Below are 14,446 nucleotides of genomic sequence, written 5' to 3'. Positions count from 1 at the left end.
CATGCAACTCGAAGGCTTGCAGTCGCTATGTGATGCTCAGCCTGCACGGCTGTCGGCCGTCATTAACTGAGCGGGAGCCCAGCCTCCCAGGAATCACAACTCATACACCACTCCGTGGGACGCGATCTAAATGTTGGAGCGCGCTTCAAGTTCGGGACGATTCATTCATCCCGTCGCCAGTGATGCCTGTGTCGGCCCGGGGCAGAAACCTGCCCCCCCACGCTTCGCGAAACAACACGCTGCTTCCCACCAGGCGATGGTCGATGTCGCGGCTGGTGGGCAACTGCATGCTGGCGCCGAGCAATGAAAGACTGCGGCGCCGCGCCATGGCAACGCGGTGCAGGCATCGACCCGCGCCGCAGGTTGCGCCGCAATCAGTTGGTAGATCGGCGGTGCTGCATTGGACCAGTAACGAAGGTAACGTGCGCTGGTTGTGCGCATGACGCTGTATGGTCTGAACCCGGACACCATAAGTTTAGGTATTTCCTGGGGACACTATAGCGCCAGACGGGCCAGCGCGCTGACGGCGATGTCGCCTCGCAAATGACCATAATGTTTCTCAATCATGGCGACGGAAGTGCCACTGATTTGTGCGACCGTCAGCAGATCAAGGCCTCCGTGCACGAGATCGGTGATCACGCTGTGGCGAATGGTGTACGCGGTGGTTCCGTCTGGCAGGTACGCCTTCCTGGCGGCCTCTTTGATCGGAGTTTTCCAGGAGTCCTTGTTCCATCTGGCGCCATCCTGCCTGGAAAAAAGTGGCTCGTGTGGCCGCTTGGTGCCGATGGACGCCAGCAAGACGGGTTCGATCTCCGCCGGCAGCACAATTGTACGACTGTGCCCGCCCTTGTCCTTGCCAATATTCAGAGCGCGTAAGCGCACGTCGTAGTCGTCGACATCGAGCGCGGCCATCGCACCAGGGCGTAAAGGTATCATCGCCATGCAGGTCAAAAATAATCCGATGGCCCGATCAGCCGCCTGGATCAGCGCGCGCCTCTGCTCCCTGTCAAGATACAGGCGTCGGCGTTGTGTGGCATTCCCTGCCGCCTTGAGGGGCGTTTTCCAGGCGGTGTCTGTCGCGGCATGACCTTCCTCCAGCGCAAAGTTCAGCGCGGCACGCAGCGCCGCGATATCACGGTTGACGGTGCTCTTTGCCCGAGGGCGTGTGCCGCCCGAGTAGTTTGTCCTTGCGGGTTTCGCGCTGAGCTGTTGGCGGAATGTTTTGACTTGTTCGCGCGAGAGAGCGGTCATCTGTACTGTTTCGATGGCGCTTTGCTGGACCCAACGGCGGTAGCGTGCCTCGAGGTCCGCGGCCGCGTCGGTGCCACGGGCCTCCAGCGTTTTCTGAACATAGGCCCGGCACGCGTCACCGACGGTGTACGATGCCGGTGTTTCCTCGGCAGGCACCACATGGCTAGTCGCGGGCGGCGTGGCGACGGGAGGGAGAGGGGCAGCGGCCGAATTGCGCTGCGCAAGGGCAGCCTGGGCGGCAAGTACCGCTTGGCCGAATCTGTCGCTCGGCCGAAAAGTCTCCAACTGTCCCAGCGAAGCCTCCCACTTCTCGCCGTTCTCCAGCACGCGAAATTGCCAGGTTCCGGCGGAGTCGGACGTCATTTTCCGGAAACCGACGTGCAGCCCCCGGTTCAATCTATGCCAGTAGGGTTCTCGGCGCGGTTTAAGGCGCTCCCGGCCCGATACGGTATCGATTCTCTCACCCATGATGTCAGCATGCGGCGTAAATCTTTAAAATAGCACCATTCGACATTCGACCCAATCGAGCATGTCAAACGCCGCGCCAATAAGATTCGGAGGGGGAGTACGGAGTAAGTACGGAGTCCTGCGGGATTTTCCGGGAGTCGGCGGGAGCCGTCAATTGCCGGCTCTCCCTATGACGACCGTCTTCGGAGAGCTCCCAATCTCTTGTCTCAGAGCATTCACACTGCAGGGGTCGCAAGTTCGAAACTTGCACTTCCCACCAGAATTCTTATAGTGATATCAATCACTTAGCTCAAATACCGGGAACTCATTCCGGCGTTTGGGATCAATTTGGGAATAAAGCGCTAAGAGTTGTGTGCGCCTATTTCCGTCAAGTCCACCTGTAATCCACCTGCTGTAATGCCTTTCGACCATTGCTGTATTCTCGTGACCAAGCTGAGTTGCAACATACAGCGTGTTTGCTCCTAACATCAGAAGATTGCTAGCGAACGTATGGCGCGTCTGGTAGGGGTTTCGGTACCTCACGCCAGCAGCCTTCAAAATACGCCCCCATCGTTGCCTGATGGCCTTGTCACCCGTCCAGCGCGTATTGTATCGAGCGTCCAGGAAGATTAAGTCATCTGAACTGTAACTTCGCTGATTTTGAAGCGCATCGTAGGCCATAAATCGGAGGTCGACGCTTCGATTGCTTTTGGAAGTCTTTCCTTTCTTCTGCTCAACCCCGTCTACGTAGTTTCCTGAGATAGCAATCCTTTCCTCCTTCGGCGAGTACCATGCCCATTTTGCGTGTATGTACTCACAGATTCGAAGTCCAGTGCCAAACGCGAATTGGATCATATTGCGTTCCTCTGGCCTGCATGCTTTTAGAATTGCGGCTATTTCATCGACCGAAAAAGGATCGATGTCTTTGCCATCTTCATCGTCATCATCGCTTCGCTGCTGAAGATCCCGAATTTTCAACAAGTCGAAGGGATTGTACTCAATGACTTCGTCTATAGCGGCAAGCTGTAATGCACCTTTTAGCGGCGCCGTTAAATTGTTTGCTCGACTCCTTCCAACATCCAGTTCGATAATCCAATTCCTGATAAATTTCACATTAAAATCTTTAATTGGCTTTTCAGATCCAAAGATTTTTTTTAACTGAGATATCACTTGTTCATATTCATTCCGAGAGCTATTTTTCCATCGTAATGAACCAAGACGAAAATATTCATCTAAATATAAACCAATAGTCTTATCAAATATGCTTCGTGCCGCAATCTCCTTTGCTAGTTCAGCCTCTCGTTGCCTCACAATTTCCCGAGCAGTTACGGAATCGGGAAAGTACTTCTCATAGTAAAATTCTTGGTTGCTTATATCGTGCAGAATTGCGGCGCGCATACGCTTTGCCTTTTTTATATTCTTTGGAGTGTGATCCCATTCCAAGGTTTCTCGGCACAATTTTCCTTGAAAGCGGAATATAATCCGAATACTCTGTTTTGTTTTTCCTTGCCTGAGTTGAATTCCCTCAACTGATCCTTCGCTGGTGTTTTCTTCAATTTCTTTTTTGGCTTCTAACATCAAAAAATCCTTTCAATTCTTTTTTTCGGAGCGAACTGAACGTGTGCCCCATTTTTCTACCCATTCTTCTGCTGCCGCTAGATTGACCCAAAGATTGCGACCCTCAAGGACTTTGCAGTGAATTCCATCTATCCATTTGGCGTCTCTTCTTCTTGAATGAACGGCCAGTTCGGTATCACCAGTCAATTCTGCGTATTTTTTAACCTTGACCCACTTCAAGCTTATGCACATATTTTCCTCATTTCTTGAGTGCAGGTGAAAGTTGATTTATGTTATCAATCGAACTTTAACTCTGCAATTGTTTTCTTAATTCTTGTTTTTCACTCTAAGAAAAACTCAACACAAGAAAGATTAACAGGTCTAAGAATAGGATTTTTCGGTTTGGAGCTGTTTCCCCAAATTTTTTAACTTTTACGATGAATTATTTTTTAAAAAAGTCGAAGATGATGTGCGATTGCTAAGGAATATGAAGGATTTGTGTTAATTAATCATTAGTGGTTCAAATGATAGAAAAGCAGTCTCGTGAACTTGCTGAGATAGGTAACGATGGTCTGGCTCAAGTGAGCAGACCAGTACGTTATAGGAGGGGATTACTGCGGAGAGGGGAAGAACAGTTCTATTTACGGCCGTGCAACTGCACGTAGACTTGCAAGAATTGAACAGCAATAGTTTGTTGCTCGGGGCATAGCTGACGCAGAAGATTGAGCGCATTAATCTCAGTGGAGTCAGGCTCGTTTTCGTACTCATCAAAGAACTTTGATATTGGCACTCTGAACAAGCCGGCCAACTTTTCAAGATGCTCTAAAGTTGGAGAGCGCTCGCCGCGTTCAATTCGAGAAATGGTAATAGGGTCCAACTGGCATGCTTCGGCTAAGGAAACTTGAGTGTATCCCGCAGCCTTGCGTAGCTCTTTCACGCGTGCTCCGATTCGCTCGCTAGTATTGGCGGATGCTCGCTGTCTTTTTACCATGATTGACCTTCAAATGTGAGGCTGCATGGTTAAACAGACGTCGATTATCGTACATATCCGTATGGCTAAATTTTCTTGACTAAACAGACTAGTCATGAGAGAGTTGCCTTGTGACAATTAGTGTCTCGCCATCTACTGTTGGGTATTTGGCACTGCAGTTTTTTGGAGTCTAACTTGAGCATTTCGTTTTCCCGCGCCCGTTCTTTCCCCGCTAAGCGTATCTCAGTCCTCGCGCTCGCCTCTGCATTAGTTGCATGTGGCGGCGGCGGTACCGCAAGCACCCCGGTTACGTCTACGACGCCCACCATGCCTACGACGCCGGTGGTGACGCCAGGCGACACCCAGACCACCGTTCCGGCGCTGACTTACGCTGCTACCAGCGAGGAATATGCCTTCGTCACGGCACTGAATGACTTCCGTAGCAAGGTTGGGCTGGGTCTGCTGGCGCAGAACACCAAGCTGGACGCTGCATCGGCAAACCACCTGAGCTACCTGATCACTAACGATGTGAATAACGGCGGCACCGTGAACTTCAACACCTACGATTCGACCACGGGCCGCTCGATGTTGCACATTGAAAACGGCGCTCTGGCCAAGTTCACCGGCATTCAGGAAGCTGACCGTGCCAAGTTTGCTAAGTACGACGGTAGCTACGTTGGCGAAGAAGTGACCTTCGGCGGTAAGCAGGGCGGCGCAGTGGCCTTTGCAACGCTGGCGCAGACCGTATACCACCGTGCTGGCCTGATGATGCAAAACGTGCGTGAAATCGGAGTGGCTGTGGGCACTGACCAATCGCAAACCGTTGTTATGGAAATGGGCCTAAAAACCAACCAGTCGGTCGCGTCTGACTATGTTGGCGTGTACCCAGCAAACGGTCAGACCGGCGTGTCTCTGCACGCTTATGTGGAAGCACCTAACCCGTTCCCTGACCTGTCCACGGCCAACTCGGACTTCCCGACTAAGACCAGCTATCCAATCAGCGTCTCGGTTGTGACCGGCAACACCATCGCCGTGACCACTTTCACTGTGACCGAAGCAGGGCGGGCGGCGCCGATGGATGCCCGTCTGTTGACTCGCTCGAACGATCCAAACGCCTACCTGAGCAGCAACGTGGCCTTCCTGATCGCGAAGGCACCGTTCAAGGCCAGTACTACCTACAACGTGAAGTTCGCTGGCACCAACAACGGCGCTGCTTTCACCAAGGATTGGTCTTTCGCCACTAAGTAATTCGCAAGTTCACTGACCACGCATCGGGAGAAGATTATGATGGACGAAATTCGAGGTGCGGTGCTTTCCGCAAGCCGAGTTGGCTACGAAGTCGGGCGCCAAATGCAGGTTGATCGCGTCATCAATGAATGGGTGCAGCATGCGAACTCGTATAAGGCTCAGCGAGACGAAGCGTGGGATGAGATCCGTTCTTTAAAAGCCAAGCTGTCTGAGACTCAAGAAGAGCGGCGGGTATTGCAGGCGAAACTGAAAGATTCGGAGACTCAATGTAAAACTTTCCGCGCTAGTGCCAATACGCTAGAGCGGAAGAATGCCAGCCTGTCCGACGAAGTAGCGCGCCTTACCAAATGGAAGCGAGATGCGTTGGCCTCGGTACAGAAGCACCTTTCGGAAGTCGAAACGTCGAAGAAAACTGAGGAGGGCGAGCGAAAAAAACTAGTGGAGAAACTGAATCTGCAAACCGCGCGCCTCACTGCGACCTGGGCGCGCTTAACGGGCGCGGAGCGAGTTTTAGGGCGCTTGGTGTCTGAACTGCTGGATCGCGCGCCGACCGTTAAGTTGGAGATGCTTGATGATGGTCAGCGGCGGTCGGTGCTTGAGCGTGCCTGGACCGATGTGGTCAAATCCAAAGCGAAATACGAACCTGCATTGAGCTTTACGTTTGAGCCGCTTCCAATCTAATTCGGCGATGATAGGCGGGGGGGAAGGAAAATTGGCGGACTTATCCATTAATACGAGAGGCAAACATGGCTAGTCCAGACCGATTAGCGCTAAGCGCTGAAGAGCTTAAGAATTTGTTAGAAACTGTTCAGAAAAACGATCTACGTTTAAAGCAGTTAAACGAAGAGAGCAGGGTGGCCAATAACCTTGCCCCCAGATCTCATACTGCTTCTGACCTTCCAAACCCTAAAGAGTAGCGTTCGCAGAAGAGTCGAATGTTCTTCGCATCAGATGTCCTTGCGCGGTATAGTCCACGAACAAGTGCATATCCGGAAAATAAGATGAATGCTCTGATTAGCTTGGATGGCGAGAGGCTTGTTGCACGCCTTGATGATGGTCGAGAACTGAAGCACATTGATGCAGAGGCGCTCGCTAATTTGCTTTGGCAGATTGGCATCCGGGTCGCAGATGTTAAAGCCGTCGACTGGCACGTCGACTTTGAAAGTGCACCTACGTCGGGCCAAAAAATCGCGATTTATTCCCGCCTTCGGATACTGGAAGGGGCAGTGCACGACGATCAGTATCAATCGACCCGAAATCGAACTATTGGAAAGTTGTTGGCAATGCCGGTCTGGATTTCGCGCCAAGAGCTCTCGCAATCGCTGCATGAGCAAGACGGCCGCGAAAGCCAGATTGATCTCTGGTTGAGTGAGCGAAAAATTTTCGCTGTCGATCAATCTGGATACCAACTCTTCGCAGCTTTTCAATTTGACGATGCGCACCGTCCGCGCTGCATTGTTTCGGAAATACTAGCCATATTGGATAAAGACGATGCTTGGGCCGTCGCTAGTTGGTTTCTATTTCCGAATGGATGGATTACTCGTCTTCAAAAAGGCATCGAAATGCCAGTGCCACCAGCCGATGCGCTCGATGAAGAAGATGCAGTAAAAGACTCCGCGCGCAAAGAACGCCAAGGAACCTATTTCGCATAGGATTAGGTGACGCGCGTCAACAACGCGGTCTGATATACCAGTCAATTCCTACAACGGCTTCAAGACAACCTTCAGTATGCGGCCGGCGAAGTGGCAGGCCGCTCGGCAGCTGGACGGCATTTGGATATCGAATTGCAGAATACAGGTGGACCACTATGCATTGGCGTGTCGCGGAGGATCTGGCGAGGCTATATCCCCAAATAGAGGTCGAGCCCAATGTTCTATTCGTCGATGAAGGAAGAATTGTGACGTCAGCTGACCGCGAGTGAACGAGCTGGCGATTGTTGCATAGAGTCGCCGCTCATTTCTTGGAGGGGGACAGCGTGTCGACTCCTGAAAATGATCGGCTATCTCAATAATTACAGGACCACGATAGAATTAATCGAACTCGGCCGCGAGCATGCCTTGGCAGACCGATAGCAGCGAAGCGCTGTAAGCGGTCGCTCCTGCGCTCGAGTCTATACAGGGGGAATCACTAGGGCAACGTACCGAAGGCTTGGGTGTTGTCGAGAAGCCGATTGGCGAAGCCCCATTCATTGTCATACCAGGCATGGACGGTAGCATGCGTGCCCGCGATCACCTTGGTCAAGCTAAGATCTACGATAGCCGAAGCGCTATCGTGCACAAAGTCACTCGACACCAGCGACAACTCATTGGTTTTTAGGATGCCGGCGAGCGGCCCGGCTTGTGCTGCTTCGCGCATAAGTGCATTGATCTCGCTGGTCGAGGTCGGGCGCCCGGTGGCAAAGGAAAGTACTAGCAGGCACACATCAACCGTTGGTACCCGGATCGAAAATCCGTCCAGCCGGCCTTCGAGTTCGGGCAGTACAAGGCCAATCGCTGCAGCGGCGCCAGTCTTGGTTGGGATCATTGAGGCGAGCGCCGACCGGGCGCGCCGCATATCTTCGTGATAAACGTCGGTGAGCACTTGATCGTTGGTGACGGCATGGATTGTCGTCATACTCCCGGCAACGATACCGATCTGGTCGTTGAGTGGTTTCGCGATGACTCCGAGGCAATTGGTGGTACAAGAACCAATGGCGATGACGCGGTGTTCAGGGCGCAGCACTTCTTGATTGACACCATATACGATGGTCGCGTCGACTTCGGCACCTGCAGGCGCAGAGATCACCACACGGCGAGCGCCGGCAGCCAAGTGCGCTGATGCAAGGTGCCTGCTAGCGAAGCGCCCGGTGCATTCGAGCACGACGTCTATACCCAACGATTTCCACGGTAGACAAGCCGGATCACGCTCAGACAAAACGGCAATCCGATCACCTTCGACTATCATGGTGTCGCCATCGACGGCCACACTACCGGGAAACTTTCCGTGCGTGGTATCAAAGCGAGTCAGGTGGGCATTGATTTCTGCACTCCCAAGGTCGTTAATGGCGACGATTTCTATGTCGTGGCGCCGGCCGCCTTCATAAAACGCGCGGAGCGTGTTGCGGCCGATACGGCCATAGCCATTGATGGCAATTCTGATTGGCATGCGACTGTTCCCATCTCAAAAAACACGATCGTAAAGGACATTTGAAAAGTTCGACATGACGTTTATCCCTCCTTTTTAGACGTAATGTTGAGCCTGGAGATTCATATTCGGTAAACAAAAAAGGAACGTCTCCGTTTGATGAACGAGCTCCAGCCCTTGCATGTGCCGTAACTCTTCAGCCTAGCAAGCCGCAGTTTTACGGGGGAATGAGTGTTTCACGATGTTCTTTCTTTCGATTCGCCTGATAATAGAGTGCATACTCTCATCGAAAAAACACTGGCTCATATTTGAGAACGACACGAACTTAACGCCGAGTCGGCGGCTGTTTTTTGAACATGCGCTGGCATATAATCTGCCGATGATTTCTTTGACCAACCGACGAGTGTTGCACGTTTGGATTGCCTTGCTGGCCATCCTATTTGGTGCGCTCGCTCCGACGGTCTCGCGCTCAATTGCGGCGAATCTCCGATATGACACCGTTGAGGTGTGTACCGCAAGCGGCTACAAGGCCCTCAAGATACCTAAGGATGGTACTGCACCGTCGTCGAAGGTCAGCATTGATCATTGTGCATTCTGCGCTAACCACGCCGGCACCCACGCGTTACCGGGGATTTCGTCTGTCAGCACTCCGCTAGTTGCTGGTCGCGACTTCTACCCATCATTGTTTTATTCGGCACCGCGTTTAATGCATGCGTGGTCAGCAGCGAATCCACGCGCACCGCCTTTCGTTGCCTGACTTGCTGACGGCTGCGTTTCGCGCAGCTGAGCGGTCGTCCATTCAAGTCTCTAGTTCCGAGCCCCGGCTCGTCCGGCGCTAGATGCCGCGCATGTGCGGCGCTCTAGGACCTGTTTGGCGCAGATTGCCATATACCTGTCGTATATCGCTAATCGCAATACGCTATTTCTTGTGTTGAAAACTGTGCGCTGCTTTAACGCAGCTGCCTTTTGTCGCACTTTTTCTATTTGGCGTCTAACTGCTTGGCACCGCTGCGCTCCTCGGAAATCAGGCTTAATCCCTTTTGTCATCCCCGCTTTATACGGCTAGGGATGCGTCCATCCCAAACGAATATATAGCGCTGAAATTCACCGTAGTCCGGCCAGTCGCACACATTCCCTTTTGACCATCGTCTGGAACGGCACGGTTTTCACGCGTCCATGAGAAAGAGAACTATGGTTCACCCGAAATTTATCCGCTCAGCGATTGTAATCGCGATCGCGGGCCTAGCATCGATAGCGCAAGCGCAAATTGAACAGGACAGCACGTTGCATGACGAGGAAGCGAAGGCGCCAACATGGGCGCCGACGCAGGTCGTCATCACCGGCAGGCGCGGAAAATATGCGGCTGCGGAGACATCATCAGCCACACGCACTGACACGCCGCTGATCGAGGTGCCGCAGTCGGTGCAAGTAGTGACACGTGCGCTAATCGAGGAGCAGGACCGCCGCACGCTTGCCGATGCCCTGGTCAATGTTTCCGGCGTGGTTCCCACACGGTCCGAGGAGCAGCTACTAATCGCGCCGCTCTTGCGCGGTTTCCCCGCCGAGGTTTATCTGGATGGTCTGCCGATCTACGCGGGCAACCAGCAGGCATTCGATCCCACTAGCCTAGTGGGCGTCGAGCGGATCGACGTACTAAAAGGGCCGAGCGCTACGCTCTATGGCGGTGGTCTGGGTACTCCGCTGGGCGGCATCATCAACATTGAATCCGCTCGACCGAACGACAAGCTGGGTGGTTTTGTGGCGATGCGTGCGGGCAGTTTCTCAACTTGGGGAACTTCTGGAGACCTCAATGTACCGCTGGCGCCGGGCATAGCTGCGAGGATCGTGGGGGAATATCAGAACAACCAAAGCTGGATCGATCAGGTCCATGGGCGACGTTGGTCCTTGCAACCTAGCCTTTCGTTCCAGATCGATTCCCGGACCGATCTACTGTTTCAAGGCCAAGCCAACCACCGCAGCCAACTGGAATACTCAGGTCTTCCGGCTGGACAAACGCTGGCGGGACAGGTTGACCGCAATGCCTTTCCTGGTTCGCCGCTTGGACAGCCGCTGACCACGAATGATAACCGGATGGCGCAGGCCACGCTACGCCACACCTTCTCCGATGACGTCGTGCTGACTGTCAGCGACCGCTATTACAAGAGCACGATCCGGGAGTATGGAAGTTTCGTAGATCCAGACATGATGCCACCTGACTTGGCCACGCCGACCGTCTATCCAATCCTTCCAATTACCATGATCACAGATACGAAAGAGGCTACGTTTGACGCTAACCTCCAAGCCAAGGTGGAAATGCTTGGGGTACCGCACACCTTCCTCGCAGGTGTAGATTATGACTGGACTCGTTCTTCCAGCAAGATGGGATTATTCGTCAGCAATACCCCTGAAGGCACGATTGACCTCGCTAGACCGGTTTATGACGTGGTCTATACGCCGCAATTGCCGGTCAACTATCTGCAAACAGACCACTATCGCACTGTCGCGTTTTACCTGCAGGATCAGGCCACCTACGGCCGGCTACATGTGACGGGTGCGCTGCGGTACACGCAACTCAAATTCGAGGAAGTCAGCAATATCGGAGTCGCCAACGAGGACACCTATCATCGCGTTTCGCCGAAGGTCGGAGCGACCTTCGATGTCGCTCCCGGCGTAGCGATCTTCGCGGGCTACGCAACGGCGTTTCGTGCGGCATTTGGCTTTGTTGGGGTGAATTTGCCCAAGCCAGAGACCTCACGCAACGTCGAAGGAGGCATAAAGCTGGCGTTACCGACAGCCGGCCTATCGGGCACGATCTCGGTTTTCAACCAGACTCGCGACAATGTCGCTACGGCGGACCCGAACAACGTGGGGTTCAACATCCAGACCGGTCGGCAACGGGCGCGCGGGGTGGAAACCGACCTTATCTGGGAGCCTACTTCGGCGCTCTCGCTGCTCGCCAATTATGCCCACACGAACACCAGCGTGACAGCGGATAATGCGATCCCGGCCGGCAGCGAATTAACCCGCGTGCCTCGCAATAGCGGACGCGTCGCTGCACACTACCGCATCCTGCATGGAGCGGCGAAAGGCTTGTCTTTTGGTGCGGGGGTTACCGCGCTCGACGCCCGCCAGCTCACGCTTCCTAACACTCTACATGTACCTGGCTACGCCCTGATCGACGCTCAGGCAGCCTATGATTTCGGACGACTTACGATTCAAGCGTCGGTGGTAAACCTGGCCGGGAGGAAATCGTTCGACACATACCAGTATTTCGCAAGCCCTCTCGTGATGCCGGTCCAGCCACGGTCCGTTTTCATCACCCTAAAAACTAAATTCTGAAAGCCGACAATGTTCATGAACCAATTCTTCAGAAAATTCATTCCCGGTATAGCTGCAGTGCTTTTTTCGGTACCAGTAACTGCGCAGACATCCGAAGTAGGTGGGCTGATTATTTCGCTCTATTCTAAGGGGGCAATCCCCTCGCTCGCCTTCCCCGAAATTCGGGAAAAGCTAGACAAGACAGGGGCGACAATGATCCGTAACGTCAGTGAGCCCACGCTTGAGTTGTTCCGTCCCACCCCCGGCCACGCGAACGGCACGGCTGTGATCGTCGCACCAGGAGGCGGTTTCGTTGGGCTAGGATACGACACCGGCGGCACAGCGGTTGCGCGGCTATTGGCGCAGCGCGGCATGACAGCGTTCGTGCTCAAATACCGCACGATTCAGAGCGATCCTGATCCAATGAAAATGCCAGAGGTCCACATGAAGGAAATGGACACTGTCATGGCGAGGGCGACGAGCGGACTTCCCTCTGAGATGCCGCATTTTGCAGGAGAGCAGCATGCTGTTGAAGATGGCGCGCGCGCCATGAGTATTGTGCGACAACGTGCACCTGAATGGGGTGTCGATCCTGAGCGTGTTGGCTTTATTGGTTTCTCAGCAGGAGCTTATCTCGCCGCAGATCTTGCGATCGGAAATAAAGTTTCGAGACCGGACTTTGTCGCCTTTTTTTACGGCGGACTTCGAGCGCCTGTCCCCGCCGATGCGCCGCCGGCCTTCATCGCTGGTGCATCAGATGACGAGTATCAGCCGAACGATCCCTTACTGCTCTACACCGCGTGGCGTCAGGCGGGATTGGCGGCTGAACTCCACGTGTATGAGCGTGGCGGGCATGGGTTTGACCTCGAGCCGAAAGGCACGACGAGTGATCATTGGTTCGACGAATTGGTTTGGTGGATGCAGTCTCGTGGCTTCCTTAGACCGGCGACGGATTGACCAAGATAGGCAGGTTTGATCAAGCAACTGCCGAGTGCCTCGTCGGGTGCCAGATCACGGGGCATACGGTCAGAACTACGGTCGTTGCCTCCGACGTCTTTGCTGCGCTACACCGACTGCAATTCAGCGAGCGAAAATCGGCAATCGACCAAATATTCCGCCGAGCCTCGCGTCGAAGCGGGGCGATATTCGACCTGACACATGAAGTGGCGGTTTATGCCTGCGGATTCAATCGGTCAACGCAACACATCGGTCAAATCGTTGAGCCGGTGTCTGGTAGTCGAGCGTCTTCCTCGGGCGCTCGTTCAACCTTCTGGCTACTTCGTCTAGTTTATCCTGTGAATAGCTCGACAGGTCCAGTCTCTTCGGAAAATATTGCCGCAGCAACCCATTGGTATTTTCATTCGACCCGCGCTGCCAGGGATTTTGCGGATCACAAAAATACACCTGAATGTCGGTAGCCAGCGTGAACCGTTTGTGCGCAGCCATTTCTTTGCCGCGATCCCACGTCAGCGATTTATAGAGCTCGTGCGGCAATCTGCGAGCGTTCTCGATCAGTGCGTTGACGACTGTCTCGGTATCCTTACCTGTCACTTTCACCAGCATGACGTAACGTGTTTGGCGCTCAACGAGGGTGGCAATCTGGCTGTTGTGGCTGCCGAACAGTAGGTCGCCTTCCCAATGCCCAGGCACGGCGCGGTCCTCCGCCGTCGCAGGCCGTTCACTGATCGACACCGCATCCTTGATTCGGCCGTGATTGTCGGTCTTCTGAGTGTGATGGCGTGAGCGACGCATGGCCCGTGAGCGCCTTAAATGCTCCAGCAGCTCCTTCTTCAGGGCGCCGCGCGCCTGAATGTAAAGGCTGCGATAGATCGTCTCGTGCGACACGTGATACTCCTCGTAGACCGGGAACAGTTGCCTGAGCCATCCAGCAACCTGTTCCGGCGACCACTGCAATTGGAGCTTGCTGGTGACCATGTTGGCCAGCATCCGGTTCTCCGCCAGCTTACAGGGTTTGGGGCGACGCGCCTGATCCCAAGCATGCTGATCGGCTTGAACCGCGCGATAATGTGTGCGGCCGCCGTTGCGTTGGATTTCTCGGCTGATGGTCGATGGTGCGCGCCCGATGCGTGCGGCGATTGCCCGAATTGATGCGCCGGCAACCACTGCACGCGATATTTCCTCGCGTTCTATCAACGTCAAGGCCAACCTGGAGCGGCATCGGGGTGCCGGAGGTATGCCACCCGTCTCGGCCAGAATAGGTTGAATCGAGGAATGGTTCCGGTCGAACAACTGGGCTATCATCTGTAACGAGTCGCCTTGCTTCCAGCGCTCCCACATCAGCGCCTTCTGGCTTTCGGTGTAATGGATTCGAGGTCGCTGTTTCATCTTCAACACTCCTGAAACCTAATGGGTTTAGGTTAGAGTGTTGCGTCGACCGATTGAATCCGCACCACTTACGTGTCTATCGATGCAGGGGTTAAGCGGGCCAGCATTGTCCCGTGCTCGGACATATTAACGCGGGTACCGCAACATAGGGACGGCTGGCTGCTCATTTCCGAGTGTAGTCTGGCG

General features: G+C 54.0%; 13 protein-coding genes. 6 read left to right on the top strand and 7 right to left on the bottom strand.

The annotated features are described in order from the left end of the window. Positions 1-145 precede the first annotated feature (145 nt). The 5 genes from GTP90_RS37005 to GTP90_RS19730 form a co-directional block, all read right to left on the bottom strand. Complete coding sequence (locus tag GTP90_RS37005) at positions 146-289, bottom strand: hypothetical protein (protein WP_308937312.1); 144 nt, start codon at positions 287-289, stop codon at positions 146-148. A gap of 206 nt (positions 290-495) precedes the next feature. Next, a complete protein-coding gene (locus GTP90_RS19745; protein WP_217432007.1) occupies positions 496-1,614 on the bottom strand; it encodes a tyrosine-type recombinase/integrase in 1,119 nt (372 codons plus the stop codon). A gap of 381 nt (positions 1,615-1,995) precedes the next feature. Beyond that, positions 1,996-3,276, bottom strand: coding sequence for a site-specific integrase (locus tag GTP90_RS19740; protein ID WP_161085166.1), 1,281 nt, complete (start codon positions 3,274-3,276; stop codon positions 1,996-1,998). Between the two features lie 12 nt (positions 3,277-3,288). Then, positions 3,289-3,495, bottom strand: a complete 207-nt coding sequence (locus GTP90_RS19735) for an excisionase (RefSeq protein ID WP_161085165.1) — start codon at positions 3,493-3,495, stop codon at positions 3,289-3,291. Positions 3,496-3,892: 397 nt separating this feature from the next. Next, positions 3,893-4,192 (bottom strand): helix-turn-helix domain-containing protein, encoded by a 300-nt coding sequence (locus GTP90_RS19730; RefSeq protein WP_161085164.1) that lies wholly within the window; start codon positions 4,190-4,192, stop codon positions 3,893-3,895. A 228-nt stretch (positions 4,193-4,420) separates the two neighbouring features. On the opposite strand from GTP90_RS19730, the gene GTP90_RS19725 reads away from it, so the two are divergent. From GTP90_RS19725 to GTP90_RS19715, 3 genes are all read left to right on the top strand, one after another. Continuing rightward, a complete protein-coding gene (locus GTP90_RS19725; protein WP_161085163.1) occupies positions 4,421-5,473 on the top strand; it encodes a CAP domain-containing protein in 1,053 nt (350 codons plus the stop codon). Between the two features lie 36 nt (positions 5,474-5,509). Continuing rightward, positions 5,510-6,154, top strand: coding sequence for a hypothetical protein (locus GTP90_RS19720; RefSeq protein ID WP_161085162.1), 645 nt, complete (start codon positions 5,510-5,512; stop codon positions 6,152-6,154). Positions 6,155-6,474: 320 nt separating this feature from the next. After that, positions 6,475-7,125 carry a hypothetical protein gene (locus tag GTP90_RS19715; protein WP_161085161.1) on the top strand — a complete coding sequence of 217 codons (651 nt, stop codon included), beginning with the start codon at positions 6,475-6,477 and terminating at the stop codon, positions 7,123-7,125. A 475-nt stretch (positions 7,126-7,600) separates the two neighbouring features. On the opposite strand, the gene gap is transcribed toward GTP90_RS19715, so the two are convergent. After that, the gene (gene gap / locus GTP90_RS19710; RefSeq protein WP_161085160.1) at positions 7,601-8,617 is read right to left on the bottom strand and encodes a type I glyceraldehyde-3-phosphate dehydrogenase; all 1,017 of its coding nucleotides are present in this window, start codon (positions 8,615-8,617) and stop codon (positions 7,601-7,603) included. 220 nt (positions 8,618-8,837) lie between these two features. On the opposite strand from gap, the gene GTP90_RS19705 reads away from it, so the two are divergent. From GTP90_RS19705 to GTP90_RS19695, 3 genes are all read left to right on the top strand, one after another. Then, positions 8,838-9,353, top strand: coding sequence for a DUF2946 domain-containing protein (locus GTP90_RS19705; protein WP_254451955.1), 516 nt, complete (start codon positions 8,838-8,840; stop codon positions 9,351-9,353). 434 nt (positions 9,354-9,787) lie between these two features. Then, entirely contained in the window at positions 9,788-11,935 is a 2,148-nt protein-coding gene (locus GTP90_RS19700; protein ID WP_161085159.1) for a TonB-dependent siderophore receptor, read from the top strand. A gap of 15 nt (positions 11,936-11,950) precedes the next feature. After that, the gene (locus GTP90_RS19695) at positions 11,951-12,871 is read left to right on the top strand and encodes an alpha/beta hydrolase (protein ID WP_161085158.1); all 921 of its coding nucleotides are present in this window, start codon (positions 11,951-11,953) and stop codon (positions 12,869-12,871) included. Positions 12,872-13,099: 228 nt separating this feature from the next. Here GTP90_RS19695 and GTP90_RS19690 read toward each other — a convergent pair whose 3' ends face one another. After that, entirely contained in the window at positions 13,100-14,260 is a 1,161-nt protein-coding gene (locus GTP90_RS19690; RefSeq protein ID WP_161085157.1) for an IS30 family transposase, read from the bottom strand. Positions 14,261-14,446: the final 186 nt, after the last annotated feature.

Source organism: Duganella vulcania (assembly GCF_009857655.1).
Classification (GTDB): Bacteria; Pseudomonadota; Gammaproteobacteria; order Burkholderiales; family Burkholderiaceae_D; genus Rugamonas; species Rugamonas vulcania.
This window is presented reverse-complemented; position numbering and strand designations above follow the sequence as displayed.